26 protein-coding genes, 1 tRNA gene and 3 pseudogenes are annotated in these 25,110 nt (G+C 65.1%); 15 read left to right on the top strand and 15 right to left on the bottom strand.

Translation table 11 applies throughout. From position 1 onward, the window contains the following. The 5 genes and pseudogenes from AC1RQK_RS04915 to AC1RQK_RS04895 all read left to right on the top strand — a co-directional run. Positions 1 to 1,410, top strand: a complete 1,410-nt coding sequence (locus tag AC1RQK_RS04915) for an amidase family protein (protein ID WP_492807890.1) — start codon at positions 1 to 3, stop codon at positions 1,408 to 1,410. 29 nt (positions 1,411 to 1,439) lie between these two features. Then, positions 1,440 to 2,444 carry a Bug family tripartite tricarboxylate transporter substrate binding protein gene (locus AC1RQK_RS04910; RefSeq protein ID WP_492807888.1) on the top strand — a complete coding sequence of 335 codons (1,005 nt, stop codon included), beginning with the start codon at positions 1,440 to 1,442 and terminating at the stop codon, positions 2,442 to 2,444. Positions 2,445 to 2,576: 132 nt separating this feature from the next. Then, complete coding sequence (locus AC1RQK_RS04905) at positions 2,577 to 3,272, top strand: dienelactone hydrolase family protein (protein WP_492807886.1); 696 nt, start codon at positions 2,577 to 2,579, stop codon at positions 3,270 to 3,272. Between the two features lie 39 nt (positions 3,273 to 3,311). Then, positions 3,312 to 4,133, top strand: coding sequence for an alpha/beta fold hydrolase (locus tag AC1RQK_RS04900; protein ID WP_492807884.1), 822 nt, complete (start codon positions 3,312 to 3,314; stop codon positions 4,131 to 4,133). A 911-nt stretch (positions 4,134 to 5,044) separates the two neighbouring features. Further along, positions 5,045 to 5,278 (top strand): annotated as a pseudogene (locus AC1RQK_RS04895) (DUF1484 family protein); the annotation flags it as partial. A 102-nt stretch (positions 5,279 to 5,380) separates the two neighbouring features. On the opposite strand, the gene AC1RQK_RS04890 reads toward AC1RQK_RS04895, so the two are convergent. The 3 genes from AC1RQK_RS04890 to AC1RQK_RS04880 all read right to left on the bottom strand — a co-directional run bounded on the left by AC1RQK_RS04890 (position 5,381) and on the right by AC1RQK_RS04880 (position 7,755). Beyond that, a complete protein-coding gene (locus AC1RQK_RS04890; RefSeq protein WP_150993268.1) occupies positions 5,381 to 5,761 on the bottom strand; it encodes a RidA family protein in 381 nt (126 codons plus the stop codon). A gap of 195 nt (positions 5,762 to 5,956) precedes the next feature. Continuing rightward, a complete protein-coding gene (gene pip, locus AC1RQK_RS04885; protein ID WP_492373864.1) occupies positions 5,957 to 6,913 on the bottom strand; it encodes a prolyl aminopeptidase in 957 nt (318 codons plus the stop codon). A 143-nt stretch (positions 6,914 to 7,056) separates the two neighbouring features. After that, positions 7,057 to 7,755 carry a DUF2076 domain-containing protein gene (locus AC1RQK_RS04880; RefSeq protein WP_492373863.1) on the bottom strand — a complete coding sequence of 233 codons (699 nt, stop codon included), beginning with the start codon at positions 7,753 to 7,755 and terminating at the stop codon, positions 7,057 to 7,059. A gap of 289 nt (positions 7,756 to 8,044) precedes the next feature. Between AC1RQK_RS04880 and AC1RQK_RS04875 the strand changes: the two genes are divergently transcribed. Next, on the top strand, positions 8,045 to 8,482 hold the full coding sequence (locus tag AC1RQK_RS04875; protein WP_416049551.1) for a YciI family protein: 438 nt from the start codon (positions 8,045 to 8,047) through the stop codon (positions 8,480 to 8,482). A 132-nt stretch (positions 8,483 to 8,614) separates the two neighbouring features. Then, the gene (locus AC1RQK_RS04870; protein WP_492807882.1) at positions 8,615 to 8,956 is read left to right on the top strand and encodes a hypothetical protein; all 342 of its coding nucleotides are present in this window, start codon (positions 8,615 to 8,617) and stop codon (positions 8,954 to 8,956) included. Between the two features lie 70 nt (positions 8,957 to 9,026). Here the strand turns inward: AC1RQK_RS04870 and AC1RQK_RS04865 are convergent, their stop codons facing one another. The 5 genes from AC1RQK_RS04865 to AC1RQK_RS04845 form a co-directional block, all read right to left on the bottom strand. Further along, complete coding sequence (locus AC1RQK_RS04865) at positions 9,027 to 9,722, bottom strand: pentapeptide repeat-containing protein (protein ID WP_492807880.1); 696 nt, start codon at positions 9,720 to 9,722, stop codon at positions 9,027 to 9,029. 100 nt (positions 9,723 to 9,822) lie between these two features. After that, a complete protein-coding gene (locus AC1RQK_RS04860) occupies positions 9,823 to 10,398 on the bottom strand; it encodes a TetR/AcrR family transcriptional regulator (RefSeq protein WP_492373860.1) in 576 nt (191 codons plus the stop codon). A gap of 103 nt (positions 10,399 to 10,501) precedes the next feature. Next, complete coding sequence (locus AC1RQK_RS04855; protein ID WP_492373877.1) at positions 10,502 to 11,800, bottom strand: TAXI family TRAP transporter solute-binding subunit; 1,299 nt, start codon at positions 11,798 to 11,800, stop codon at positions 10,502 to 10,504. Positions 11,801 to 11,934: 134 nt separating this feature from the next. Further along, positions 11,935 to 12,933, bottom strand: a complete 999-nt coding sequence (locus tag AC1RQK_RS04850; RefSeq protein WP_492808104.1) for a DUF1254 domain-containing protein — start codon at positions 12,931 to 12,933, stop codon at positions 11,935 to 11,937. A 276-nt stretch (positions 12,934 to 13,209) separates the two neighbouring features. Continuing rightward, positions 13,210 to 13,560: a DUF1428 domain-containing protein gene (locus AC1RQK_RS04845; protein ID WP_492373858.1), complete on the bottom strand. Its 351-nt coding sequence runs from the start codon at positions 13,558 to 13,560 to the stop codon at positions 13,210 to 13,212. Positions 13,561 to 13,896: 336 nt separating this feature from the next. Between AC1RQK_RS04845 and AC1RQK_RS04840 the strand changes: the two genes are divergently transcribed. Together AC1RQK_RS04840 and AC1RQK_RS04835 are read left to right on the top strand one after the other, a co-directional pair. Continuing rightward, positions 13,897 to 13,983, top strand: a tRNA-Leu gene (locus AC1RQK_RS04840). Between the two features lie 142 nt (positions 13,984 to 14,125). Next, entirely contained in the window at positions 14,126 to 14,539 is a 414-nt protein-coding gene (locus tag AC1RQK_RS04835) for a hypothetical protein (RefSeq protein WP_492807878.1), read from the top strand. 94 nt (positions 14,540 to 14,633) lie between these two features. Here the strand turns inward: AC1RQK_RS04835 and AC1RQK_RS04830 are convergent, their stop codons facing one another. From AC1RQK_RS04830 to AC1RQK_RS04810, 5 genes are all read right to left on the bottom strand, one after another. Next, complete coding sequence (locus AC1RQK_RS04830; RefSeq protein ID WP_416049546.1) at positions 14,634 to 15,008, bottom strand: hypothetical protein; 375 nt, start codon at positions 15,006 to 15,008, stop codon at positions 14,634 to 14,636. A 97-nt stretch (positions 15,009 to 15,105) separates the two neighbouring features. Next, positions 15,106 to 15,486: a c-type cytochrome gene (locus AC1RQK_RS04825; protein WP_492373855.1), complete on the bottom strand. Its 381-nt coding sequence runs from the start codon at positions 15,484 to 15,486 to the stop codon at positions 15,106 to 15,108. Positions 15,487 to 15,546: 60 nt separating this feature from the next. Next, positions 15,547 to 16,470: an NADP-dependent oxidoreductase gene (locus AC1RQK_RS04820; protein WP_492807876.1), complete on the bottom strand. Its 924-nt coding sequence runs from the start codon at positions 16,468 to 16,470 to the stop codon at positions 15,547 to 15,549. Continuing rightward, a complete protein-coding gene (locus AC1RQK_RS04815) occupies positions 16,470 to 16,898 on the bottom strand; it encodes a nuclear transport factor 2 family protein (RefSeq protein WP_492373853.1) in 429 nt (142 codons plus the stop codon). The genes AC1RQK_RS04820 and AC1RQK_RS04815 overlap by 1 nt, the downstream gene beginning before the upstream one ends. 120 nt (positions 16,899 to 17,018) lie before the next feature. Further along, the gene (locus AC1RQK_RS04810) at positions 17,019 to 17,912 is read right to left on the bottom strand and encodes a pirin family protein (RefSeq protein WP_492807874.1); all 894 of its coding nucleotides are present in this window, start codon (positions 17,910 to 17,912) and stop codon (positions 17,019 to 17,021) included. A gap of 99 nt (positions 17,913 to 18,011) precedes the next feature. On the opposite strand from AC1RQK_RS04810, the gene AC1RQK_RS04805 reads away from it, so the two are divergent. The 5 genes and pseudogenes from AC1RQK_RS04805 to AC1RQK_RS04785 all read left to right on the top strand — a co-directional run bounded on the left by AC1RQK_RS04805 (position 18,012) and on the right by AC1RQK_RS04785 (position 22,789). After that, a complete protein-coding gene (locus AC1RQK_RS04805) occupies positions 18,012 to 18,920 on the top strand; it encodes a LysR family transcriptional regulator (protein WP_492373851.1) in 909 nt (302 codons plus the stop codon). Between the two features lie 194 nt (positions 18,921 to 19,114). Then, positions 19,115 to 20,008: a LysR family transcriptional regulator gene (locus AC1RQK_RS04800; protein ID WP_492373850.1), complete on the top strand. Its 894-nt coding sequence runs from the start codon at positions 19,115 to 19,117 to the stop codon at positions 20,006 to 20,008. A 262-nt stretch (positions 20,009 to 20,270) separates the two neighbouring features. Next, positions 20,271 to 21,275, top strand: coding sequence for an aldo/keto reductase (locus AC1RQK_RS04795; protein WP_492808103.1), 1,005 nt, complete (start codon positions 20,271 to 20,273; stop codon positions 21,273 to 21,275). A 55-nt stretch (positions 21,276 to 21,330) separates the two neighbouring features. Then, positions 21,331 to 21,536 (top strand): annotated as a pseudogene (locus tag AC1RQK_RS04790) (aldo/keto reductase); the annotation flags it as partial. Positions 21,537 to 21,544: 8 nt separating this feature from the next. Further along, positions 21,545 to 22,789, top strand: coding sequence for a Bcr/CflA family multidrug efflux MFS transporter (locus AC1RQK_RS04785; protein WP_492807873.1), 1,245 nt, complete (start codon positions 21,545 to 21,547; stop codon positions 22,787 to 22,789). Positions 22,790 to 22,822: 33 nt separating this feature from the next. On the opposite strand, the gene AC1RQK_RS04780 is transcribed toward AC1RQK_RS04785, so the two are convergent. Both AC1RQK_RS04780 and AC1RQK_RS04775 read right to left on the bottom strand, forming a co-directional pair. Continuing rightward, positions 22,823 to 23,635 carry a copper chaperone gene (locus tag AC1RQK_RS04780; RefSeq protein ID WP_492373848.1) on the bottom strand — a complete coding sequence of 271 codons (813 nt, stop codon included), beginning with the start codon at positions 23,633 to 23,635 and terminating at the stop codon, positions 22,823 to 22,825. Between the two features lie 8 nt (positions 23,636 to 23,643). Continuing rightward, the gene (locus AC1RQK_RS04775) at positions 23,644 to 24,411 is read right to left on the bottom strand and encodes a DUF899 domain-containing protein (protein WP_492807871.1); all 768 of its coding nucleotides are present in this window, start codon (positions 24,409 to 24,411) and stop codon (positions 23,644 to 23,646) included. Between the two features lie 144 nt (positions 24,412 to 24,555). On the opposite strand from AC1RQK_RS04775, the pseudogene AC1RQK_RS04770 reads away from it, so the two are divergent. Continuing rightward, positions 24,556 to 25,110, top strand: a pseudogene (locus AC1RQK_RS04770) (hypothetical protein); the annotation flags it as partial.

Genomic DNA, 25,110 nt, shown 5'->3' with positions numbered 1-25,110 from the left:
GTGAATACCCCCGAAACGCTGTGGCGCTGGAGCGCCGTCGATATTGCCGCCGCCGTGCGCCGCCGCGACATTTCCTGCCGCGAGGCCACCGCCAGCGCGCTCGCACGCATCGAACAGCTCAACCCGCGCATCAACGCATTGGCAGAGGTGCTGGCCAAAGACGCGCTGGCGAGTGCCGATGCGGCTGACCAGCAAGTCGCCAGCGGCGCGCAACTTGGCCCGCTTCATGGTGTGCCCGTCACGATCAAGATCAATGTGGATCAGGCCGGGCACGCCACCACCAACGGCGTGATCCCGCTCAAAAACAACATCGCGCGTGAAGACGCGCCCGTGGTGGCGCACTGGCGCAATGCCGGCGCCATCATCGTGGGGCGCAGCAACACCGCCACCTACTCGTCGCGCTGGTTCACGGACAATGGCCTGCACGGCCGCACGCTCAACCCCTGGGATCCGGATATCACGCCCGGCGGCTCCAGTGGTGGCGCCGCCGCTGCGGTGGCTTGCGGCATGGGCGCGCTAGCCCATGGCAACGACATCGGCGGATCCATCCGCTATCCGGCCTATGCCTGTGGCGTGCCCGGCTTGCGGCCCACCATAGGCCGCGTGCCCGCGTACAACCCCAGCGCCAGCGCTGAGCGCAGCATCACGCCGCAACTGATGTCGGTACAGGGTGCCATGGCCCGCAGCATGGCTGACCTGCAGCTTGGCTATCACGCCATGGCGCGCTACGACGCGCGCGATCCAGCGTGGGTGCCGGCGCCGTTGGAGTTGCCGCCGCCGGTGGGCCCGATCCGCGTGGCGCTCTTCAAGCACTGCCCAGGCATTCCCATCGACCCGGCGGTGAGCCACGCACTGGACAGCGCCGCCCATTGGCTGCAGCAAGCCGGCTACACGGTGGAAGAAGCCGCTTTGCCGGATTTCCTTGAAGCCGCCGCGCTATGGCGCACGCTGATCACTGACGACAGCCGCCGCAACATCATCGCCGGGGTGGACCAGCACGGCGACGAAGCCATGCGGCGCAGCCAGCGCAACATGATCGAGGGCATGGCGCAGACCAGCCGCGATGGCTTTCTCGATGCATTGGCGCGGCGCCAGACACTGGCGCGCAACTGGTCGGTCTTCCTGGATAGCTATCCGCTGGTGTTGATGCCGGTGTCATGGCAGCGGCCCTGCGCGCAGGACGCGGACATCGGCACGCTTGAACAAACGCACGCACTGCTCGACGCCCAGAGCCCGCTGCTCGCCACCGCCATGCTTGGCATGCCGGGCCTTTCGGTACCCACGGGCATGGCCGGCGCCATCCCCGTTGGCGTGCAACTGATGGCCTGGCGCTTCAGGGAAGACCTGCTGCTGCGAGCAGGGCAGGTCATCGAAGACGCAGCGCGCTTCACACCATTCACCGCCCGGTAATCTCCCCGCAAACCAACCAGGAGCATCCAATGAACGACCGCAACCATAACGCCGCTGTGCGGCTCTCGCGCCGCGCCATGCTGGCCGGCACTGCCGCCGTCCTGTGTGCGGGCAGCGTGATCTCGCGTGCAGCGTGGGGCCAGACTGTCTCGCGCATCATCGTGCCGTTCCCGGCCGGCGGGCCAGCCGATTTCATGGGGCGCTTGCTGGCGGAGAAGTTGAAGGATGCGATGGGCCGCACCGTGATCGTCGACAACCGACCCGGCGCCGGCACCCGCGTGGCGGCCGAAGTCCTGAAGAACGCGCCCGCGGACGGCAACGCCGTGCTGCTGGCGCCAGTGGACCCGATGTTCATCGGTCCGCTGATCTACAACAACATGCGCTTTAATCCCGTTACCGACTTCAAGGCCATCACCGATGTGGCCGGCGTTCAGTTCGGGCTGGCGGTGAGCGCCAGCTCGCCGATCAAGACACTGGCAGATTTTGTCCAGGCGGCCAAGGCCCGTCCCGCCGAACATTCCATCGGCATCAGCACCGTTGGCACGTTGCTTCATTTTCTCGCGGTGGAATTCGTTGCCCAATCCCATACGGGCAGCACCCTGGTGCCCTATCGCGGGGGCGGCCCCCTGGTCACCGACCTGATGGGCAACCAGATATCCGCCGGCATGGACGCAACCACCACCTTCATGGAATATCACCGCGCCGGCAAACTCCGCGTGCTGGCGGTGGCCGGCGACAAGCGTGCCGATGCGCTGCCCAATGTGCCCACGTTTGCGGAGTCCGGATTCCCAAACCTGGTGACCTCGTCGCGCTATCTGCTGTATGTGCGCGCGGGCACCGCGCCCGACGTGGCCGCGCAGTGGGGCGACGCCGTGCGCAAGGTCCTAGCCATGCCGGACGTACGGGAGAAGCTGGCGCGCACCGGGTATGACCTGCTGCCGGGTGGCGCGTCGGATGAGGTGGCCAGGTATGCGAACGCCCTTGCCGCGCGCTGGACGCCGGTGATCAAGGCTTCGGGATTCAAGGGGGATTGAGGGGGCGCCGATTGCCCGCGCGCGCGGCAGCCGGTGTCGCCCGGCGCACGCAACTTGGTCTGTCGTCTCCAACGATTTCGCCTATAACTGTACGGTGGTACGTCCGGCACACCAATGCAAGGGAGACTTTCCATGGGCAAGCGCATCACCATCGACGTAGCCGACGGCAGCTTTGCCGCCTATCTGGCCACGCCATCCGCCAACGCGCGCGGCACCGCCATCGTCGTGATCCAGGAGATCTTTGGCATCAACGCGGACATGCGGCAGACGTGTGACGACTTTGCCAGCCAGGGCTTCGTTGCCATCTGCCCCGACCTGTACTGGCGGCAAGAGCCCAATGTGGAGCTGACCGACAAGACCGAGGCCGAATGGAAAAAGGCGCTGGCGCTCTACACCGCGTTCGACGTGGACAAAGGCGTGGCAGACCTCGATGCCACCATTCAGGCCGCACGCAAAGCGCCGGGCGTGAGCGGCGGGGTAGGCACGGTCGGCTATTGCCTTGGCGGCCTGCTGGCGTTCCTGACCGCGGTGCGCACCAACGCAGATGCCGCGGTGTCCTACTACGGCGTTGGCATCGACAAGCATCTGGCCGAAGCCAGCAAGCTGTCAGCGCCGCTGTTGATGCACATCGCCGAAGAAGACGAGTTCGTGCCGCCGCAGGCGCGCGCAACCATCATTGAAGCCCTGCGCGAGCGCCCCAAGGTGGAAATCCACACGTACCCCGGCTGCATGCACGCCTTCGCGCGCAACGCTGGCGTGCACTACAACGCCGACGCAGCCAAGGCCGCCAACGCGCGGACGCTGTCTTTCTTCCAGGCGATGCAGTAATCCGGCAGGTCCCGCTGCAACCCACAAGGAGGTCATTCCATGAGTGAGATCACTACCAAGGACGGCACGCACATCTTCTACAAGGACTGGGGCACGGGCCAGCCCATCGTGTTCCATCACGGCTGGCCGCTCAGCGCGGACGACTGGGACGCGCAGATGCTCTTCTTCCTCTCCAAGGGCTTCCGGGTGATCGCACACGACCGCCGCGGCCACGGGCGCTCCACGCAGACCGACACCGGCAACGAGATGGACACCTACGCCGCGGATGTCGCCGCGCTGGCCGCCCATCTGAACCTGAAAAACGCCGTGCACATCGGCCACTCCACCGGCGGCGGCGAGGTGGCACGCTACGTCGCGCAGCACGGCGCCGGCCGCGTAGCCAAGGCGGTGCTGATCGGCGCCGTGCCGCCGATCATGGTCAAGAGCGCCACCAACCCGGGCGGCCTGCCGATGGAGGTGTTCGACGGCTTTCGCAGGCAGCTAGCCGCCAACCGGGCACAGTTCTACAAGGACGTGCCGTTCCCGTTCTACGGCTACAACCGCGAGGGGGTCAAGCCATCCGAAGGCATCATGGCGAACTGGTGGCGCCAGGGCATGATGGGTGGGATCAAGGCGCACTACGATTGCATCAAGGCGTTCTCGGAAACGGACTTTACGGAAGACCTCAAGAAGATCGATGTGCCGGTGCTGATCCTGCATGGGGACGATGACCAGATCGTGCCGATTGCGGATTCGGCTTTGCTGTCAGCGGAGCTGGTGAAGCAGGGCACGCTGAAGGTTTACAAGGGGCTGCCGCATGGCATGTGTACTACCCATCCTGAATTGATCAATCAGGATTTGCTTGAGTTTGTTCGGAGGTAGGGCAAGGAGAATGCGGCAATTCTTGGTGTTGCCCTTGGTGGGCGGCCTGCGGGTTTGGGGGCGCGTTGAGTAAGCTGCTGACGTGCGAGGTTTATAGCCCCGCTGACGCGGTGGGTGTCTCTTGGGGGCGGGGTTTTACTGCTTCTAGCTGCTGTCGCGGCTGTGCGGTGTTGGCCGTTTTAGAACGTGTGAGATGTCACTTTTCTTTACTCGTAAAGAAAAGTAACCAAAAGAAAGCGATCCTTGCAGGAGGCTGGCGTGGCGTCATTGGGAGCCCCAATGGTTTCGTCGTACGGCCCCGGGTGCTAACGGACTCGTGCCGTTACCGGTTCAGAGCACCACGACCCAGCCAATGCCCAGGGATTCGTGGTGGTCCCCCCGGTAGCGGCCACCACGAGCTTCAAGCCGTCTGTCGCTCGCGGAGTGACTCGCCACGAAGTTGCAAGCGTTCCGTTTTCGTCGTGGGCGCGGTGGCACCGGAATGAAAGACCGAGGAATTCTTCCACCGCGCCCACCCCACCACGAAACCATCGTAGCGTGATATATCGTGGCACTTCGAACCGGTACCGGCAGATGCGTGAATGAGCAGGGATGCCGCTACCGAGCAGCCTCACCACGAAACCGGTGTCATTGACAGGATCGTGGCCATTCAAACCGGTAACGGCACGAGGTCATTAAAACCCAGGGCCTGACGATGAAACTACCGGGCTACGCAACCCCGACAAGCCAGCCTCCTGCAAGGATCGCTTTCTTTTGGTTACTTTTCTTTACGAGTAAAGAAAAGTGACATCTCACACGTTCCAAAACGGCCAACACCGTACAGCCGCGCCAGCAGCTAGAAGCAGTAAAACCCCGCCCGCAAGAGACCCCCCCCCCCCACGTCAGCGGGGCTACAAGCGAGCAAGTCTCGTCTCAGCGTCCAGGAACTAGCCTACCAACTCGAGGAACTTCGTAGCCGCGCGCAAAGCATCGCGCAAGAAAGCTGCGCCGACCTGCTGCGCGTCAGTGCAGGGCTTGGTGCCGTTCTCAGGCTGCTGGATTTTGATAGCGACGATGTGGAGGACAGCCACGGTCTGCACTGTCTGCTGACCCCGTTGAAGCAGCAGCTGGACGAGGCATTGAACCGCGTGCAAGGCATGCTCTAAGCCAGCGCGGCAGGGCAAGTTGTGCCACCCTCCCGCAAGCGGGGGAGTGGCCGCCCGTAGCCGCCAGTAGCCGCCCTATCAGCCACTCGCCCACTCAGCTACTCAGCCACTAAACACCGCAATACACTCAACCTCCACCCTGGCCCCGAGCGCCAACCCATTCGCCCCAAGTGCACTGCGCGCCGGATAGGGCGCCTGGAAGAACTCCTTGTAGACCTCGTTGAACACCTGCCATTCGCTGATGTCGGCCAGAAAGATGGTGCATTTGGCGACGTGCTTGAGCGACAGGCCGTGTGCTTCCAGTGTGATGCGGATGTTCATCAGCGCCTGCTTGGCTTCTTCGCGGATGCCGCCGGGCACCAGGCGGGTGCTGCCGTGGACGATGCCCATTTGTCCGGAGAGGTAGAGCATATCGCCAACGCGCACCGCCTCGGAGAATGGCAGCCCTGCGGGGAGGACTTTGCCGGAGTTCAGGAATTCCATAGTGCACCCTGTCGGTGAGAGCCTTGAATGCCGCTTTGCTATCCGCCGGCCAATGCGCAGCCGGGTGGTGGCAATGCGGTCTTCAAGTCTAGGACATGGGTGTTCAAGACCCCAACCGCCGGCCATCAAAAGTCCGCTTCGGCGCTGTCGGTGCTGTCGGTGCTGTGCCCCGCAGGGCTGGCAGCACCAGGACGATCATTGCGCCGCCGCAAACCGGTCGGTAGCGGCAATCAGCTGATCCATGATGCCGGGCTCGGTCCAGGCATGCCCCGCCCCTTCAATCAGATGCAGATCCGAGCCCGGCCATGCCTGGTGCAGCGCGTAGGCGTAGCGGGCCGGGCAGGGCATGTCGTAGCGCCCGTGCACGATCACGCCGGGGATGCCGGCAAGGCGATGCGCGTCGCGCAGCAACTGGCCGTCTTCCAGCCAGGCGAGATGCGTGAAGTAGTGGTTCTCCAGCCGCGCAAACGCCAGCGCGAAATGGCCGTCGTCATGCTTGGCGGTGTTAGCGGGGTCGGGCAGCAGGGTGATGGTTTCCCCTTCCCATACGCTCCATGCGCGGGCGGCCTCCAGCTGCTTTGCCGTATCGCTGCCGGTCAGGACCTTGCGGTAGGCGGCCATCATGTTGCCGCGTTCGGCTTGCGGGATGGGCGCCTGGAAGCGGGCCCATTTCTCGGGGAACACTTCGGATACGCCGTACTGGTAGTACCAATCGAGTTCCGCCCGGGTGGCGGTATAGATCCCGCGCAGCACCAGTTCGCTGGTCCGCTCGGGGTGCTTTTGCGCATAGGCCAGCGCCAGCGTGGAGCCCCAGGAGCCGCCAAAGACCAGCCAGCGCTCTACGTTGGCGAGCTTGCGCAGGCGCTCGATGTCGTCCACCAGGTGCCACGTGGTATTGGCCTCCAGGCCCGCGTGGGGCGTGGAGCGGCCGCAGCCGCGCTGGTCGAACAGCATGACGTCGTAGCGCGCCGGATCGAACAGGCGGCGATGGTCGGCCGATATGCCGCCACCAGGGCCGCCATGGAGGAAGACGGCCGGCTTGGCGCCGGGTGTGCCGACGCGTTCGTAGTAGACAACGTGGCCGTCGCCGACATCGAGCGTGCCGGTTTCATAGGGTTCGATGGCGGGATAGAGCGAGCGAGGTTGCGGCATGGATCGGGTTCCCAGGGTGAGCGCGTAGTGCAAGAGTGTATCGCCGTTGCCGGTGCCATCTCCACCCGGGGTGCCGCAGTGCAATCAGTGCGGTGGGGCTTGTCAGGCCGCTGCCATGCACGCCTGGCAAGCCCCCCAACGCGCTAGGCGTTCCAGGTGTCGTCGCTCAGGAAGTCGTCGTTGCCCGATGCGTCATCCAGAAGGCCGCTGTCCAGTGCCGCATCCGGTGAGCCCAGCGGCGAGCGGTCGTCATTACCGTAGTAGTTGTTGACGACGGTCTCCGTTGGCTGCGCCCCTGCGCCTGGCTGTCCCAGCAAGCCGCTTGCGCTGTTGCCATTGCCGTTGCGATGGAACATGTTCTCGATGCCCTGGAACAGGAGCGCGCCGCCGGCCACGCCGGCTGCCGTCGTGGCAATGCCGCCCAGCGCGCCGCCCAGGCCACCACTCAGGAAACCGGGCCGGGATGGCTGCACGGGTGCAGGCTGGACCGCCTGGAAGGCCTGCGGCACTGCCACGGGCGCGGCCATCGGCGGCGGCATGACGGGGCTGGGTGCCACGCGGTTGGCACTGTTGCCCCAGGCGTTTTCCGGGTCGAGGAAGCGATTGGCGCCGTTGGCCTGCGCCATCTGCAACTGGCTCTGCAGCGTGGAGATCTGCGCCTTTGCCGTCGCCAGGGCATGGTCAAGCATCATGGCGCGCTGGACCAGCAGGTAGGCGGCATCCGGCTGCCTGGCGACCGCGTCGGCGATGAGGGCGTCCGCCTGGGGGTCCTTGGCGCCAGCCCTGGCCTGCGTGAGTTGGGTCAGGAAGCCTTCCAGCGCTTGCATTTCTTGGGGGGTCATGGCAGCTCCTATCCGGGATCCGGGTTGTCTTGTGTGATCGCAGTCTACGGGCCGAGTCTTAAGCGAGGCTTAAAAAAAGCCGATCAGATGTGATTGTCGCGCCTCGCGGCCGCATCAGGCCGCATCAGGCCAAGTGGGGCCGATTCAGGCCGGGCAGGCTCCCCGCCAGATATTTTGGCGGCGGTGTCGATTTTCGGTATCCCGATTCGTCGTAGTATCAGGGCCGCCCGTCAATCCTGATCCGGGCTCAGGACGTGCGGCACCCTCAATCCACTCAAGGAGAGCGACGATGCGTGTCATGGTGATGGTGAAGGCAACGAAAGAGTCAGAGGCTGGCGAAATGCCCAGCACGGAGCTGCTTACCGCAATGGGCAACTTCAATGAAGAACTCGTCAAGGCCGGCGTGATGCTCGCGGGCGAGGGCTTGCACCCGAGCGCCAAGGGCAAGCGGGTGCAATTTTCTGGCAGCCAGCGGTCCGTGGTCGACGGACCGTTCGCAGAGACCAAGGAGGTGGTCGCCGGGTTCTGGCTGTGGCAAGTCAAGTCCATGGAAGAGGCTGTCGAATGGGTCAAGCGCTGCCCCAACCCCATGCAGAGCGACTCCGAGATCGAGATTCGCCCGCTGTTCGAGCTCGACGATTTTGGTGCCGAGCTCACGCCTGAGCTGCGGGCGCAGGAGGAGCGCTTGTGGGCGGAGGCGCAAGACGCTGCGAAGAGGACGCGCTAAGGCTAAGCCAAGGCCAGGTCATGACAGTGTTGAGGCAGTGTGAGGCCGTGTTAATGCATGCGCACCAAGGCGCTCTGACGGCGCCTTTCTGCTCTAAACTTGGCTTTTTCCACCTCACCATCAGGTAATTGAATGCCAAAACAGCAAAGCACATGGGCCCGGCATGTCGCGGCGGGCGCCATCGTGTGCGCAACGCTCATGGCGGGATGCGCCGCCCAGCCCCCCGTCAGTGCGGTACCCGACCCGGGCCCGCAGGGCGGCCGCGGCACGCCGGAGGGTTGCCAGGCGGACAAGCTTGGCGACGAAGCCCTGATCGGCAAGAGCGAGGCCAATGCCGTCGCCTTGCTCAACGGCTGCGCATGGCGATTTGGTGACCGGGAAGGCCAGCAGATGCCCGGCACCATGGACTACAACCCGCAGCGCCGCACGCTGGATGTCAAGGGTGGCAAGGTGACCGCGGTACGCCGAGGCTGAGGCCGTCCAAGGCCTGGGTCGCGTCGTGCTTTGCGTCTCGGATGCGCTTCGCATGGCCTTGCGCGGCCATTCAGCCGACGCGGATACCGGCTTGCCCGACAATCTCCGCGGCTTGTTCCACCGAGATGATGGCGCCCTTGAACGAAGCCGCGGCAGCCATCAGGTTCAGTCCGCCAAGTTCGGCCAGGCGGAGGTCCGCGCCATCGAAGCGGGCTTGCTTCAGGTTGGCGCCGCGCAGGGTGCCGCCATCGAACAGGGCATCCCGGAAGTCGCAGCCGGCGAGGTCGGCATCGGACAAGTCGAGCTGCTCCAGGTGTTGCTTGCGGAATGACAAGCCGCGCAGGTCGCTGCCGACGAGCAGGGTGTTGTGGAACACCAGGCCCAGGGTGGCGGCCTCGCGGAACCGGGCGCCGGTCAGCTTGGTTTGCGTGAAGATGGCGCTGGACAGCCGCGCGCGGTCCCATTGCGTGTTGTTCAGGTCGCTGCTGCAGAATCGTGCTTCTACCGCGTCCGCCAGCGTGAAGTCGGCGCCGGCGGCCTTGCAGCGCATCCACTTCGATTCGACGAGCTTCGCCCTTTTCAGTTGCGCGCCGGCAAAGGTGCACATCAGGAATTCCACGGACGAAAAATCCAGCCCGTTCAGGTCTTGATCGTCAAAGCCGCATTGCTCGAATCGTAGCTGGGCCGGACGTTGCGCAAGAATTTCAACGATGTCAGTGCGCGAGAGTGTGGTGTTGCTGATGGTGTGGGGAGTGGGGGCGGGCATGGAATTCGCGGTGGGAGCGTGGCAGCGTGGCAGCGTGGAAAACGCTCCAGGTCAATTTGGTCTGTCTTGTCAGTCTTGTCTATCAGCCTGGTCAGCCTGGTCAGGAGGTGGCCCTGTCGCACATGTCCAGCAACAGGGCAAGCAGGCGCGCCTTGCGTGGCGCATCGACGTCATAGACTTCGAACATCCCCGCAAACCACATGCCATCGGCCGCCAGCCTGCAGATGAGGAGCTGGTCTTCGGCGGCGGTGCCGGCGAGGTCATGCGCGACGGCGTCCGTCATGCGCTCGCTCCATGTCTGGCGGCACGAGGGGAGCGTCAAGGCCAGCATGGCGATGGCGCGCTGCGTGCCGATCGCGTTGTTGGAAGCCGTATCGTCGAAACACGTCTTGATGTAGGCGCGGGCATGCCTGCCTGGACGATCTGGCTCGGCAGACAGCGCGCGTTGATAGGTCTTGTCGAATTCCTCGAAGAGCTGGTCTCTCAGCGCTTCGAGCAGGGCATTCTTGCTGCGGTAGTGATATTGCAGCCCGCCTTTGGTCACGCCGGCGCGTTGTGCCACCAGGTCGAGCGTCACCGATTCAGGGCCTTGGGAGACCAGCAGGTCCCGCATCACGGACAGGCACTGGGCTCGGATTAGTTCGGGGTTCTTGGCGCGCTTGCTTGCTTCGGACATGATCAATCCAGCCAGATGGATTGATTATTCTAGCATTGTCGAGGCCATCGGCAAGACAACGCTGTCCGAGGCAGCGCCAAAAGACGCGCGGGCGTCTGCGCAGCTACGCTTTCACCTTCTCCGCCGCCTGGGCAATCCGGTCCCGTACGACGCCGATCGCCTGCTTGAGCGCGTAGACATCCTCAAAATAGCGCTCCGGAATCCGTATCCGGCTAGCATGCGCATCGATGTTCTCGATTTCATCGCGCCATTGCGCAATCTGGCTGGGGGTCGGCTGCGTGTTCGTCCAGATTTCATCCTCCAGCGCCTTGATTTCCCGGTACCAGACCACGAGCCGGTTTTTTATCCGCGCTTGCGCCATGCGTGGCAATGCCTGCAGCAAGCCGAGCAGCAAGGCCATGAAGGGGAGCAGGATCAGCAAGCGTCGTTCGATGAAGCTGGCAAGCCAGAACGGAAGGTAGCGCTGCAGGAAGGGACGGCCCGATTTGAAGTAGCGCGTGCTTTCGTCGGAAACGGGAAACTCACTGGTATTCAGGTTGGGAAACGTGCCGAGCGGCGTGAAGTAATCATCGCCGCCGTGGACGGATCTGGCGGCCTCCAGCAGCAGGTAGACCAGGGCGGGGTGCAGGGTGTCCTTGGATACGAGCAGGGCCGTGGCAGCAAGCAGCGTGACATCGGCCTGCGGAAGATCGTTGACGATGCTGGTGGAGGCGCGCGGAAAGACAATCTTGGACAGAGACGGGAATTTCTGCACGAGGGCATCGGCCTGGGCAAAACTCATCAGCTTCAGATTGCTGTTCAGCAACGTTTGCTGCATCTCGGCATCGGGCCGGCCGATAAAGAAGGCCGCATCCAGCCGGCCCTCTTCGAGGCCTTGATAGGCCTTCATGGCATTCATTTCCAGCAGCTCGGTATTGCTGGCCGTGATGCCGCTGTACGCGAGCAATACCCGGGCGACGTTGAGCAAGCCACTGCCGGGAACGCCGATGGCAACCCGCTTGCCGCGTAGCTGTGCGAGCCGGTCCACGGTGGCCTCGCCCCGGTAAAACACCCAGATCGGTTCATAGGAGACCGCGGCGATGGTTTGCAGGCCATCTGTTTCCTGCGGCGTGGCGGTGCCCGATTGGATGAAGCCTGCTTCGTATTCGCTGTCCGGGTTCTTCAGTCGCTCATAATTCTCGATCGACCCGGAAGAGCCGCGGATATCCAGCTTGATGCCGTCGCGCTTCAGGATGGGGGCGTAGCGCTCGGCAAAGCCGCGATAGATGCCTTTGTCGGCCCCGGTGGTGATGACGATCGTGCGCTGGATGGCGGGTTTGAGCACGATCGTCAGCGCCCAGCCCAGCGCTGCCAGCAGCAGTATCGCGCTAACGATGAGAAGCCGCCGCTGCCCCGGCGTCATGGGGGCCTTCTGGGTACGGTGCAGCGCTGGGTTGTGCCTGGGCATAGTCGGCCTCCGTCGTCAGGTCCCTCCCACGCGGGCCCAAGGAGGACGCGGGATCATGCTAGCCGCCGGATCGTTTGTGGGAAGGTCGCTCAATTGACCGGCTGAGGCTGCGGGAATGTCCACGCGCCGCTCAGTATCTCCGCGCGCGGGCGGTACAGCCGCACGGTGTAGTTCCAGCCCGGGACGATTGGCAGGCAGTTGGCTGCCTGCGCTTCACAGCCACCGAACTGCATCGTGATCGATCCGTCGCCGGCCTTCTTTGCCGTGAGATTGTTGAGTGTGTACGCGTTGGCCGGGTTCTTCTGGAAATAGCCCTCGGCGTTGTAGACGCTCACGGACCAAAAGGCATCCACGGGCACATCCTTGACGTTGAGCCGATAAACGGTCTTGCCGTCGTTCTTCGCCGGCGTGATGTTGAGGTAGGTGGCGTCCTCGTCCGGGTTGCCGCCCCAGGCTGATGCGGAGCCGATCAGGTGACGCACGGGCTCGACCTCCTCCTTGGTGCCGAATGCCTGCTTGAAGTCGGGCAGCGTCGAGGACAGCACCAGCAGGGCATCGCGGATCTTCTTCTGGCTGACCGGGTCCCAGTTGGGGATTTCAAACTTTCCTGGCGCCTTCCGGCTGACCTTGATGGCGTCCTGCAAGGCGTGGACCTGCTTGATGTCGTCCGGGCTGTTCGGGTTGACCAGGGTGCGCACCGCGACGGCTACGTAACGGGTGCCGACGTTCTCCCGGGTGAGCGTATGGGCGCCCGCGCCATAGAACACGTCTGGCACGTAGTGGTCTTCGTTGATGACCTGCAGCGCCATGAAGCGCTTGCCCGGGTCGGGCATGGTGATCGTCACCGGGCCGGCTTCGAGATCGAAGATGCCGGAGGTATAGAGCGTGTCGCGATTCAGGCGGATGACGCTCTGGTGATCGATCGATGCGGGCTCGCGCCGATGCAGCAGCTTGCCCACGCCGCCTTGCTTGGCCAGCCCGGCGAAGTACATGTCGCTCTGCGCTCGGACAAAGTTGTCGGCGGTCACCGGAACGGGGGCGCCACTGGCGGGCGCGGCAGCTGGCTGTGAATGGGCGGCGCCGGCCATGGACAGGGCGGCGGCGCAAACGCAGGCGGAGGTCAGTTTCATCTTCACGTTCGATCCCTCTTGGTCTGTTGGCATCGCGCATTGGCGAGCGGGATTCCTACAGACAGCACTTTCGCTGGTGCACGGGGGAAAGGGAATTAGAAAAATTGTTCCGGCGATATAAGCCGATTCAACCTCCCCGGTGGCGCCCGCCACCGCGCGACAATGCCCCTGCGGCCAAAACGAACCCAGCCCGGGAACCCCGGGCAAGGTCCATCACGCACCGTCGTCAAGCTGCTAAGCGTTGACGATCATCTCGAAACCGCCAAAGATCATCCGCTTGCCGTCGAACGGCATCGGCCCCTGGCTGCGCAGCCTGGGGTCTTCCATCGAGGCCTTCATGCCTTCGTCCCGGGCCTTGCGCGATGGCCAGGTGATCCAGGAGAAGACCACGGTCTCGTCCTTCTCCAGCTTGACGGCCATCGGGAACGAGGTGAGCTTGCCCTCGGGCACATCGTCGCCCCAGCACTCGACCAGCCCCAGCGCGCCATGATCCTTGAACACCACGGCGGCGGCCTCGGCGTGCGCGCGGTAGATGTCGCGCTTGGCCGTGGGCACGGCGACAACAAATCCATCGATGTAATGCATGTCCGATCTCCTTTGGGATTGCCTGCGAAGCGGCGAGCCTTGCGCGCGCCGTCATTGGGACGACGAACGGGAGCCGCCGAAATCGACAGGGCATGGGAGGAATGCTAGAAAAAAATACGCGGGGCAGGGAGGGCGGCCAACCGGCGTGGGCCGTGCACTGCGCGCCATGTGATCAATGGAAATCTTTCCGGCTGCCTTTCCATTTCCCTGGACTGAGCGGACACCAGCAGGGCCGGCAGCGGGCGGCGCCCTGGGAAAGTTGTACTTTTCTTCTGATTCAGTGGGGCCAGCACTTGCAAATTTCGTTACGTTGGGTAGAATTCGCAACCTCACCTAGCCCAGGTGGCGAAATTGGTAGACGCACTAGGTTCAGGTCCTAGCGGTGGCAACACTGTGGAGGTTCGAGTCCTCTCCTGGGCACCAAGATTGAAAGCAAAAGGCCTGCATCCGTGCAGGCTTTTTGCTTTTTGGTCTCCACTGCATCGTGTTTCGCGCGCGGCGTGCGCATCAGCATCCGAATTCACTTGATGTAACATCATCCGACTCATCTAGCCAAGGAGCGGGAATGTCAAAAGGTCGGGTACGGGTACGGGTACGTGTATTGCTGGTTGTCGCGATGGCAGCGCAATTGCTGTCAGCCTGTTCGGGCGGCGTGACCGCGAATTCCATCCAGGCGATGGACCCGAAGCGCGTGCACTCCAAGGCCAGTGTAGGCGACCTGGTGCTGTGCCTGAAGCAGCGGCTGGGTGACGACGCCACCGTGATCGCGTACCCGGAACCCGGCAAGGTTGATATCCGGGTCGGGCGTGCGGACGCGGATGAATACAAGTTCATCCACCTGGTCAGCCTGCGCCGCGCTACCGAGGGCGTCGAAGGCACCGACGTCGAGATCCGCAGCTCCGGGGAATGGCACCCCCTGCTGAGCGCCAGCCGCGTCTCTGGCATGGTGGAAGACTGCACGCCGGGAAGAGCGCACTAAGCGCAACGCAGAATCCTTGCCGGCACGCCGCAAAGCAGCAAAGCAGCAAAGCAGCAAAGCAGCAAAGCAGCAAAGCGGTAATGGCGCTATGCCGTTACGGCTCCATCGTGCGCAGAAGGTGCTCCTGCAGTCGCGATAATTCAAGCGCGATGCCGTCGGGGAACCCCTGGCGGCCGCCGCGCTTGTCGATCAGCAGGTCGGCCAGGTAGGCCGTTAGCGCGGCTGGGTCGGCCCACAGCGCTGCCAGCTGGTTGCCGATGCGCGGATAGCTGCGGCACAACTCCAGGGGCCGCGCCTGCGGTGGCAGCACGGCCAGCCATTTGAGCGCGTTGGCCGTGAGGGCCTTCGCTTCTGCGGATTCAGGTTGCCGCTGGCCAGTCCAGTCGGGCTTGCCATGCGTGGGCACGGCGCCATCCAGGATCAGCCTCGCTTCCTCGACGGTAACAAACTCGAATGAAAGGGGTTCCATGCCAACTCCGGATCAGATCTGTTGGGGGCGCCATGCCTTGTGGCGCTGGCACCTATTCTATCGGTTACGGAGCGTTTGAAACTTTCTGTAGCGCTTGCTACCGGCCTTGCTGCTGGTATGTGTACAGGTAGGCCAGCAGGTCCGCGATCTGCCGCTCATTGCTGATCCCCCAGAAGCGCATCCTGGTGCCGGGCACGACCTTGCTGGGCGACTGGATAAACGCGCTCAAGGTTTTCTCGGACCACACCACGCCCGATTTCTTCATCTCGGGGGAGTACTTGTAGTCGGTCGTGGCGCCGGCGACCCTGCCGAAGATCCCATTGAGCTGGGGGCCAAACGCGGCGCGCGCCGAGGGCCCGACGCTGTGGCAGGAGGCACACTTCGAGGTGAATACCGCCTTGCCCGCCTGCGCGTCGCCAGCGGCCTGCGCGGTTGCGTGCAAGGCTAGCGCCAGGGTCAACAATGCGGCTTTCTTCATGGACGGATGCGAGGCAACGGAGCAAACCTGGCATTATATTCGCCGAGGCAATGCGGCTCCCTAAGCCGTCTGGATGACCACCTTGCCGCGCACATGCCCAGCCATGCTCCTTGCCATCGCCTCGCGGGCAGCAGCGAGTGGATACGTGGCGTCGATTTCAGCGCGCAGCTTTCCGGACGCGTACAGCGAGGCCAGCGTGTGGAGCTGGGCGCCATCGGAGCGCGTCGCAAAGTGCTTTCCCGCTGCGCCGGCTTCCTGGGCGCGCCTGGCATCCGGTGGGCTGACGGTGGAGACCAGCACGCCGCCGCGCTTGAGTACCGGCCAGGAACGCCGTTGCGTGTCGCCGCCGACCAGGTCGAGGACAAGATCGACACCCGCAACCTTGGTGGCAAAGTCTTCCGCGGTGTAGTCGATCACCTCCGTCGCCCCCAGGTCTCGCAGGTAGCCCCGGTTGGCGGCCGAAGCCGTGCCGATCACCTGTGCGCCGGCCAGGTTTGCCAGTTGCACGGCCACGCTGCCGACGCCGCCGGCAGCGGCATGGATCAGGACTTTCTGTCCTGCCTGCAGCTTGCCGTGCTCGTGCAGCGCCTGCCAGGCAGTCAAGCCAGCCGCGGGAATACTGGCAGCCTCCAGGAACCCGAGATGCTTCGGCTTGCGGGCAAGGCGCCCGGCATCCACCACGGCGCGGGTTGCATAGCCACCGACGATGCCGATGAATCCCAGCACTTCGTCTCCCGGCGCCAGCGTGGTGACATTGCGCCCAACCGCGATGACAGTCCCGGCAGCATCCACCCCAGGCGTGATGGGCAACGGTAGCGGAATGAACGCCTGCATGGCGCCACTGACGATCTTCCAGTCGATCGGGTTGACCGAGGTGGCGGCAACATCGATCAGCACCTCGTCGTCGCCAGGGCGGGGATCAGCGAGTTCCTGCAGTGCTAATGAATCGGGGCCGCCGTAAGCGGCTACACGGATGGCTTTCATCAAAGGCTCCTTGAGGCAATGCCCACAATCGGGGTTTCCAGCGCCAGTGCGGCCTGCACGGGGTCGAAGTACTCGCGCAGGTGCGCGATCCTGCCATCGCGGGCGGTCAGGAAAACGACGTACTCCTGCCGGTAGACGCGCCCGGTCGACTTGATCAGCCCTTCGGCATGCACCCGCGCAACGGCTTGCTGGGGATCCGCCGCGGGCAGGATCTGCGCATCGAAGAAGCGGAATTCAGAAACCGCGCCGATGAACCAGGAGACATGGCGGATCACCGCGTCCCGGCCGCTCAATCGCGCCGGATGCCCGATGCCGGGCGCGTAGGGCAACTCCCACACGATGTCCTCGGCAATCAGTTCCTGCCATTGCTGGTTGTCATCAACCAGCCACCGGAGGTGTTGCTGCAATAGCTCAGCTGCGATGTTCATGATGTTCTCCATGCGTGTGGGGCACAGCAGTGGCGCAACGCGCCGCCAGCCTGCCGCTGCGGGTTCCCGGATTTTGGGTACGTGACATTCAATGCGCTGATGCGGCGCGCGTGCCGCGGGCTACCGCAGGCGGCCATCGGCACGTAGCTGCATGCCGATCCTGGCGATTCCGGCTTCGCCCTTGCGCAGCGCGTCGTTCGACGTATGGACGGAGTAGTAGCCAAGTGCCAGGTCGTGCGGATGGGGAACTGCCGATGCGACGATGAAATCCGCATCGGTTTCGGCAGTGAAATCGAGAGCGTCCTCGGACTGCGTGAAGACCGCGAGTTCGTCCTTCAGCCGCCCGCCGCCAGTCGCTAGCGTGCCGCGGTTGACGTGTGCCCAAGCCACGGTGTGGCCTGCGGGCGCCTGGTAGTGCCAGCGCTCGCCCGCGGCAAGGCGCACGTGCAGCAGTGCCGCCCCGGACGGTGCGGCTACCGGGCTGTCCCTGCCAGCCAGCGAGCCGAGTATCACGCGCGCCGGTCCGGTGCGCGGCACGGAGGACGCGGGCAGGTATTGGCTGTGCGGGGTGCCGTTCTCCAGGCTGCGCGGCAGGGCAAGCCATAGCTGGTAGCCCTGGACGCGGTCGCCCTTCGCGGGGCTGGCCGAGTGCCAGATGCCGTTGCCCGCCCGCATCCATTCCAGGCCGCCCGCCATCAACACGCCGGCCGCGCCGGTGGTGTCCTCATACTGCAGTTCGCCCTCGAGCAGCACGGTGAGGGTGGCGATGCCCGAGTGCGGGTGCATGGGGAACAGCGCGTCGCCGGAGGGGGCGAAGTCGAAGTAGTCGAGGAACACAAAGGGTTTGATCAGCTCGCCGACGTCGCCGGGACTGACGATCCGCGAGACGGCGCCATGGCGGCGGCCGCCAGTGCGAAGCACGATGCCACGGTTGCTTGCCGCATCCGGCCGTGCAGTGTGGTGATGGATCCGGGCCGGCTCCCCGGCGTGCCGGGCCTGCGCTGCGTTTTCCATGAAAGTCTCCTTCGGTGATCGCATGACCGAAGGTTAGGTGCTTGACATCTCTCTTGGTAGCCTATATTTCTCGATGAGATCCATCTAAGGAGTTGATACATGCTCGACGGCGTATCCCTGGACCAGCTCCGCACCTTTATCGCTGCCGCCGACGAGGGCAGCTTCTCCGCGGCGGGGCGCAAGCTGCGGCGCGCGCAGTCGGTGGTCAGCCACACGCTGGCCAACCTGGAGGGGCAGATCGATGTGCAGTTGTTCGATCGCAGCGGCCGCTTCCCGCGCCTGACAGAGCAGGGAACCGCGCTGCTGGCGCAGGCGCGTGTGGTGGTGGGCGGCATGGACGGCTTCAAGTCAAAGGCGCGCGCCATTGCCGAAGGGCTCGAACCCGAGCTGTCGGTGGTGGTGGATGTCATGTACCCGATGGCCCCGCTGACGGGGGCGGTCGGCGAGTTCCGCGACGCGTTTCCGCATACGCCGCTGCGCCTGTATGTCGAGGCACTGGGCGCGGTCATGCGCCCGGTGATGGAGCGCGTTTGCCGGCTCGGCATCAGCGGATCGATGCCGGCCGTTCCCGAGACGCTGGACGCGGAAAAGCTGCTCGACGTGCCGATGGTGACCGTGGCCGCACCCTCGCATCCGCTGGCATCGCGCAGGGGCGTGATCCGGGTACGTGAGCTCGAGGAGCACGTGCAATTGGTCCTGACCGACCGGACCATGCTGACCGAAGGGAAAACCTTCGGCGTGTTCTCGCCGCTGACCTGGCGCCTGGCCGACCTGGGCGCCAAGCATGCCTTCCTGCGCGCCGGCTTCGGCTGGGGGCACATGCCAGCGGCCATGGTGCAGGGGGATCTCGATGCGGGCGAGCTGGTCACCCTGCGGCTGGAGAGCTTTCAGCCGCGTACGCCGCCGATCGCCATGTTCGCGGTCTACCGCAAGGACACGCCGCCCGGCCCCGCCGGCCGCTGGTTCCTCAACCGGCTGATGCGCACATCGCAGCGTCCGCCGAAATAGGCGCTGTCGCGGATCCGTGTCCGCTGTCCGTGACCGCTATCCGGGGCGCCTCCACAAAGCGCCGTGGAGTGGGCCCTGTGTGTACCGCTCCTTCGCCTGCAACGTAAGCCAACCTGCACCCCGTAAATCCAATCATCGCGCTCGCGTGTGACCAGACGCTAGAATCCGCAAACACCTATGAGATGGGTTCATCAATGCCGCGCGAGAACTTTAATGACCTGCTTGCCTTCATTGCCGTTGCGCGCGAGCGCAGCTTCACCCGCGCGGCGGCGCAGTTGGGGGTGTCGCAATCCGCATTGAGCCACACGGTCCGCGCGCTTGAAACGCGGCTTGGCCTGCGCCTGTTGACGCGCACCACGCGCAGCGTTTCCCCGACCGAGGCCGGAGAGCGCCTTCTCCAGACGGTGGCCCCCCGCTTCGAGGAGATCGAAGCCGAGCTGACCGCGGTGACCGAGCTTGGCGATAAGCCCACGGGCACCATTCGCATCACGGCCACCGACTACGCCACCAAGACCGTCCTGTGGCCGAGGTTGTCCAAGGTGCTTCGGGCGTATCCGGAGATCAAGGTGGAAATCATCACGGATTACGGACTCTCCGATATCGTCGCGGATCGCTATGACATCGGTGTGCGCAACGGCGATCAGGTGGCAAAGGACATGATCGCGGTGCGCATCGCACCCGACATGCGCATGGCCATCGTTGGCTCGCCCGCCTATCTGGAACAGAGGCCGCTGCCGAAAACGCCTCAGGACCTGACCACGCACAACTGCATCAACCTGCGTTTGCCGACGCTTGGCGGCTTCTACGCATGGGAGCTGAAGAAAGGCAAGCGTGAAGTGCAAGTGCGGGTAGAGGGCCAGCTTGCCTTCAACGGTACCTATCAGATGCTGGATGCGGCGCTATCCGGGTACGGCCTTGCGTACGTACCCGCGGATCTGGCCCAGGCGCACGTGGCAGCGGGCCGCCTCGTCTGTGTGCTTGAAGACTGGTGTCCCACGTTTGCTGGCTTGCACGCTTATTACGCCAGCCGGCGCCAGTCTTCACGAGCGATGGCGCTTGTCATCGATGCGCTTCGCTACCGTGCGTAGCTGACGTAACCTGGCTCACATACCTCACGCACCTCCCGTTCGGTAGCGGCGCGGGCATTCATGAGGCCAGTTCATAAAGGCTTGCGGTTCTCCGGGCTTTTTCGATAGACGGTACGTCCCTATCATCTCAGCTGGCTTAACGCGCAAGGCCACGCGGCCAGCTTCGTCATCGGACACGCGCTCGCCGTCGATGGCGGCTACACGGCCCGATAAGCGTCCGTGCCCTGACAAACCGCAGGCACGGCCTGCGTGGAGAAATATGATGGATTATCGATATCTGGGCCGCAGTGCCTTGAAGGTTTCGCCCCTGTGCCTGGGCGCCATGATGTTCGGCGGGGAGACCGATGAGGCCACCTCGAAGCGCATCATCGACAAGGCGTTCGACCAGGGCATCAATTTCATCGATACCGCCGACGCCTACCACGGCGGCCGTTCGGAAGAGATCGTCGGGCGCGCCATCGCCGAGCAGCGCGACAACTGGGTGGTGGCGACAAAGTTCGGGTATCCGACATCGCAAGGCCCGAACGAACAGGGGCAATCGCGCAAGTGGATTGTCCAGTCGGTGGAAGCCAGTCTCAAGCGTCTTGGCACCGACTACATCGACATCCTGTACTTCCACCGCGCCCTGGTCGATGCGCCGCTGGAAGAAGGCGTGCGTGCCATTGGCGATCTGATCCGCCAGGGCAAGATCCGATACTTCGGCATATCGAATTTCCGCGGGTGGCGCATCGCCGAGATCGTGCGCCTGGCCGACCAGCTTGGCATCGACCGGCCGGTCGCCAGTGAGCCGCTCTACAACCTGGTTGACCGCACTGCGGAAGTCGAGCAATTGCCCGCGGCAGCGCACTACGGTGTCGGCGTTGTGTCGTATAGCCCGCTGGCCCGGGGCGTGCTGACCGGGAAGTATGCAGTGGATGCCGCGCCGCCGGCCGACTCGCGCGCAGGCCGCGGCGACAGGCGTATCCAGCAGACGGAATGGCGGCCGGAGTCCCTGGCGATCGCGCAACAGCTCGCTGCCCACGCCGCCGCGCGCGGCACGACCTCGATCGCCTTCGCCTTGGCCTGGGTACTCAAGAACCGGCTCGTCAGTGCCACCATCGCCGGGCCTCGGACGCAGGCGCATTGGGATAGCTACGTCGAAGCGCTGAAGCTGCAGCTCGGCCCGGACGACGAACGATTCGTCGATAGCCTGGTGGCTCCCGGCCACGCGTCGACGCCGGGCTACACGGATCCCGGATATCCGGTCGAAGGTCGTCGAGCCGCTTGAGGCCGGCGTTGCTTCGGCTGCTTCAGTTGCTTCAGGAGATGGATGATGCAAAAACGTAGCCTGGCTGATTGCGCAGAAGCCGTGGATCGGATCGTGCCGATTCCAGGCACCACCAAGCTGCATCGGCTGGAAGAGAACACCGGTGCGGCCACGGTCGAACTGTCGGCTGACGACCTGTCCGCCATCGAAGCCGCGCTGCGGCAGATCACGGTCGTGGGGGATCGCTACCCGGCTCACCTGCAGCAGCGCGTCGACCGCTAATTCACGCAATGTCGCCCGGAACCAGCACTGCCCCACGTCACGCCGCGAACGCGCACAGCTTGCGGATCCTTGCCATCCTGAGCACGTTGATGGCCTTTGCATCGATTTCGACGGACCTGTACCTGCCAGCGCTGCCTGCCATGGCCGTGGCGCTGCATGCGGATGCGGGTATGGTCGAGCTGACGATCTCGGGCTATCTGGTCGGCTTCAGCCTGGGCCAGCTGTTGTGGGGTCCTGTCGGCGATCGGTACGGTCGCCGCCTGCCGATCTGCATCGGGCTAGTGTTGTTCATCCTCGGTTCCGCGGGCTGCGCGCTGTCGACCAATGCGAGCATGCTGGTCGGCTGGCGCGCGCTGCAGGCCGTGGGTGCCTGCGCCAGTGTCGTGATCGCCCGCGCGATGGTGCGCGATCTCTATAGCGGCCACCGCGCGGCCCAGATGATGTCCACGCTGATGACGGTGATGGCCATCGCGCCGCTGCTGGGGCCAAGCGTGGGCGGGCAGATCCTGCACGTCGCGTCGTGGCGGGCGATTTTCTGGACGCTGGTGGGGGTCGGCCTGGCGACGCTCGCCATGCTCGGCGCTCTCCCGGAAACCCTGCCGCCGGAGCGCCGCAATCGCACACCGCTGCGCTGCGCGCTGGCCGACTACGCCGCACTGCTGCGTCATCGCCGGGTGCTTGGCTACGCAGGCGCGGGCGGTTTTTTCTATGGCGGCCTTTATGCGTACATCGCCGGCACGCCGTTTGCCTACATCAGCTATCACCAGGTCTCGCCGCGGCACTATGGCCTGCTGTTCGGCGCGGGCATCATCGGCATCATGCTCACAAACCAGGTCAACGCCAGGCTGGTGGCGCGGCTCGGCAGCGATCGCCTGATGCGGGCCGGCACCCTTGGCGCGGCGCTCGCGGGCATGCTGCTGGCGGTCGACGCATGGACGGGGTGGGGCGGGCTGATGGGCCTGGTTGTGCCCCTCTTCCTGTTCGTTTCAGCGACCGGGTTGATTGTCGCCAATTCGATCGCCGGCGCGCTCGGCAGCTTCCCGCAAGGCGCTGGCGCGGTGTCCGCGCTGATCGGCGCGATCCAGTATGGCACCGGCATCCTGGGGTCGGCGCTGGTCGGCCTGTTTGCCGACGGCACGCCGTGGCCGATGGGATGGGTCATCGCGCTGATGGGAATCGGCAGCCTGCTTTGCGCGCGGCTTCTGGTGCCGTCCACCGGCGTCTTCGCTGGCAACGCAGCGGCTGCGCGCTGAGGCACGGCATCGGCGTGCGCTGGAACAAGGCGCTCACGCCAGCGCGATCAGGATCAACCCAGTTGCAATGATGACAGCGCCGATGGCGCGCGCGGCGCGCCCGCCGGCCGGTGCGAGACGCTCGACGGTGATGGCAGCCGTCACGGCAGCCATCGCGCGCAGGTCCATGATGCCAACGACGAGGAGGGTCGCTGTCAGGCTGGCACAGCTGCAGCTGCAGTGCAAGCCGAGTTGCAGGCCGACTCGCCACGCCGTGCCGGCATCCCCCCGCAGCCCGCGGCCGTGCCCGGGCGCCTCCCGGCAGCAGGTAAGGTGGTGTGCCTTCCAGGCGGTGAACTGGAGTGCGCCGGCGCTCAGGACGACCACGCCCGCCGCGACCGGAACCGCGCGCGCCAGCGCCGGCAGCCGCATCTCGAGCGCCGCCAGCGCGGCGCCCAGCGCAAAGGTGGCCATGCCGATCGCGGCCCACACGAAAAAGTACCCCACGCCCACCAGCGCGCTCAGCCGGCCCAGGCGCGTCCCGCCTGTCGTGCCGACGGCCTGGCGGTAGCGCCACAGCATGGGCACCAGCGACGGCAGCATCATCGCTGCCATCATCACGACCCACATGCCGAGGAACGACGCCGCAACGCCGGGCCATGTCTGCCCGCACATCCGCATCCACGCCATCGACATTGTCCAGCCGCCGGGCATCGGCATCGCGCCCATTGCCGACATGGACGCGGACCAGGCGATCGTCACCGCCGTGCAGGCGAAGAAGAGCAGCGCCGAGACGCCCAGGAAGGCTCGCGCGCAGACCATGCTTCGAGGCGCCTCCCGTCCCTCGGTTGCGTCTGCGTTGCCCATGGCCTGGCTCAGCGCTCGCCGTACTCGTCGTGACGGCGCCACCAGATGCCCGTCTCGTTGCGTCCTTTGGGGGCGCGGTCGAGCCATTGGTACATGCCCCAGAGGCCGTCCACCCCGCGCGCATAGGTGGAGTAGGTGTGATAGACCACGCCATCCTCGAGCACGAATGCGCTCAGGCCCGGCCGATCGCGCGAGTACGTGGCTGCGTCGGTGCCGCATGTGGCTGCGAACCGGGCGACGGGCTCCGGGGCCGGTGTGGCGTCCATCGCGTGGCCGCCGCGCTTGTAGTTGTATTCGACGAACCCGTCGCGCTGCTGCGCCTCGGTAAAGGAGACGTTGGCATCGAAGTTGAAGTCGCTGCCGAGCGAGGACGCCCAGGGAAACGTCCAGCCCATTCGCTGCTTGTACGCCTGCAGTTTCGCGAGCGGTGCGCGCGACACTGCCGCAAGCGTGACGTCGTGGTTCGCCAGGTGAACCACGACGCCGTCGAACCCGTCCGCGATCGACGAGCAGGACGGGCACCCCGCGGTGTAGTCGGGCCCGAACATGAAGTGGTAGACAAGGAGCTGCGAGCGCCCCCGGAAGAGGTCGGCCAGCGAGGCGCTGCCTTCGTCGGTCTCGAACCGGTACGCCTTGTCGACCCGGACCCACGGCAGCGCCTGGCGTCGCCGCGCCAGCTCGTCGCTGCGCCGCGTCAGGTCCTTTTCCGCCTCGAGCAGCGCGAGCCGCGCTGCCAGCCACTCTTCGCGTGTCGCGGTCATGTGTTGCGTCTTCATGCTTTCCTCCGTTGGGTGTCCATCGTCGTTCGCTCAGTACCAGGTACCAGGTACTAGGTACGATGTGCGGGTTGGTGGTCGTGATAGATTAGTGCCGGGCATCCGAACGATGGGAGTGACAAGTGTGGCGCGATTGGGATTCAGATGGATTCGCTGATCACGGCCGCGGCGCGCGCGCTCGCGGCGGGTGACCCGCTCGGCGCGCTGAACCGGGTCGCCCTGCGCAGCGACGCGCCTGCGCTTGCGCTGCGCGGCATCGCGATGGCGCAGCTTGGCGATCTCGTGCGCGCGAAGGCGCTGGTGCGAAGCGCGGCGCGCGCCTTCGGCCCGAAAGAGGCCGTGGCCCGCGCGCGGTGCGTCGTCGCCGAGGCCGAGATCGCACTGGCCTCGCGCGACCTGAGCTGGCCGGCGAAGGCGCTCGACGCGGCGCGCGCAACCCTGGAGGCGCACGGCGATCAGGTGAACGCCGCGCACGCGCGGTTTCTCGAAGCCCGGCGTCTCCTCCTGATAGGACGCCTCGACGAGGCCGAGCTTACGCTGGCCCAGCTTGACCCCGCGCCCTTTCCGCCCGCGTCCAGGGCCGCCCATGCGCTGGTCGTCGCGGGGATTGCGATGCGGCGCCTGCGCACGAAGGCGGCGGGGGGGGGGGGGGGGGGGGGGGGGGGGGGGGGGGGGGGGGGGGGGGGGGGGGGGGGGGGG

The sequence above is a fragment of the Cupriavidus sp. GW822-FHT02D05 genome, assembly GCF_058802485.1.
This window is presented reverse-complemented; position numbering and strand designations above follow the sequence as displayed.

What these genes read in the sequence shown, in the direction of transcription:
- AC1RQK_RS04830 (WP_416049546.1), bottom strand. Translation starts at nt 15,008, where the DNA reads ATGGAACCCCTTTCATTCGAGTTTGTTACCGTCGAGGAAGCGAGGCTG.
- AC1RQK_RS04825 (WP_492373855.1), bottom strand. Translation starts at nt 15,486, where the DNA reads ATGAAGAAAGCCGCATTGTTGACCCTGGCGCTAGCCTTGCACGCAACC.
- AC1RQK_RS04810 (WP_492807874.1), bottom strand. Translation starts at nt 17,912, where the DNA reads ATGGAAAACGCAGCGCAGGCCCGGCACGCCGGGGAGCCGGCCCGGATC.
- AC1RQK_RS04880 (WP_492373863.1), bottom strand. Translation starts at nt 7,755, where the DNA reads ATGACCCCCCAAGAAATGCAAGCGCTGGAAGGCTTCCTGACCCAACTC.
- AC1RQK_RS04820 (WP_492807876.1), bottom strand. Translation starts at nt 16,470, where the DNA reads ATGAAAGCCATCCGTGTAGCCGCTTACGGCGGCCCCGATTCATTAGCA.
- AC1RQK_RS04785 (WP_492807873.1), top strand. Translation starts at nt 21,545, where the DNA reads ATGTCGCCCGGAACCAGCACTGCCCCACGTCACGCCGCGAACGCGCAC.
- AC1RQK_RS04910 (WP_492807888.1), top strand. Translation starts at nt 1,440, where the DNA reads ATGAACGACCGCAACCATAACGCCGCTGTGCGGCTCTCGCGCCGCGCC.
- AC1RQK_RS04780 (WP_492373848.1), bottom strand. Translation starts at nt 23,635, where the DNA reads ATGGGCAACGCAGACGCAACCGAGGGACGGGAGGCGCCTCGAAGCATG.
- AC1RQK_RS04890 (WP_150993268.1), bottom strand. Translation starts at nt 5,761, where the DNA reads ATGGAATTCCTGAACTCCGGCAAAGTCCTCCCCGCAGGGCTGCCATTC.
- AC1RQK_RS04835 (WP_492807878.1), top strand. Translation starts at nt 14,126, where the DNA reads ATGTCAAAAGGTCGGGTACGGGTACGGGTACGTGTATTGCTGGTTGTC.
- AC1RQK_RS04865 (WP_492807880.1), bottom strand. Translation starts at nt 9,722, where the DNA reads ATGCCCGCCCCCACTCCCCACACCATCAGCAACACCACACTCTCGCGC.
- AC1RQK_RS04800 (WP_492373850.1), top strand. Translation starts at nt 19,115, where the DNA reads ATGCCGCGCGAGAACTTTAATGACCTGCTTGCCTTCATTGCCGTTGCG.
- AC1RQK_RS04875 (WP_416049551.1), top strand. Translation starts at nt 8,045, where the DNA reads ATGCGTGTCATGGTGATGGTGAAGGCAACGAAAGAGTCAGAGGCTGGC.
- AC1RQK_RS04900 (WP_492807884.1), top strand. Translation starts at nt 3,312, where the DNA reads ATGAGTGAGATCACTACCAAGGACGGCACGCACATCTTCTACAAGGAC.
- AC1RQK_RS04795 (WP_492808103.1), top strand. Translation starts at nt 20,271, where the DNA reads ATGGATTATCGATATCTGGGCCGCAGTGCCTTGAAGGTTTCGCCCCTG.
- AC1RQK_RS04860 (WP_492373860.1), bottom strand. Translation starts at nt 10,398, where the DNA reads ATGTCCGAAGCAAGCAAGCGCGCCAAGAACCCCGAACTAATCCGAGCC.
- AC1RQK_RS04805 (WP_492373851.1), top strand. Translation starts at nt 18,012, where the DNA reads ATGCTCGACGGCGTATCCCTGGACCAGCTCCGCACCTTTATCGCTGCC.
- AC1RQK_RS04815 (WP_492373853.1), bottom strand. Translation starts at nt 16,898, where the DNA reads ATGAACATCGCAGCTGAGCTATTGCAGCAACACCTCCGGTGGCTGGTT.
- AC1RQK_RS04845 (WP_492373858.1), bottom strand. Translation starts at nt 13,560, where the DNA reads ATGCATTACATCGATGGATTTGTTGTCGCCGTGCCCACGGCCAAGCGC.
- AC1RQK_RS04775 (WP_492807871.1), bottom strand. Translation starts at nt 24,411, where the DNA reads ATGAAGACGCAACACATGACCGCGACACGCGAAGAGTGGCTGGCAGCG.
- AC1RQK_RS04905 (WP_492807886.1), top strand. Translation starts at nt 2,577, where the DNA reads ATGGGCAAGCGCATCACCATCGACGTAGCCGACGGCAGCTTTGCCGCC.
- AC1RQK_RS04870 (WP_492807882.1), top strand. Translation starts at nt 8,615, where the DNA reads ATGCCAAAACAGCAAAGCACATGGGCCCGGCATGTCGCGGCGGGCGCC.
- AC1RQK_RS04855 (WP_492373877.1), bottom strand. Translation starts at nt 11,800, where the DNA reads ATGACGCCGGGGCAGCGGCGGCTTCTCATCGTTAGCGCGATACTGCTG.
- pip (WP_492373864.1), bottom strand. Translation starts at nt 6,913, where the DNA reads ATGCCGCAACCTCGCTCGCTCTATCCCGCCATCGAACCCTATGAAACC.
- AC1RQK_RS04850 (WP_492808104.1), bottom strand. Translation starts at nt 12,933, where the DNA reads ATGGCCGGCGCCGCCCATTCACAGCCAGCTGCCGCGCCCGCCAGTGGC.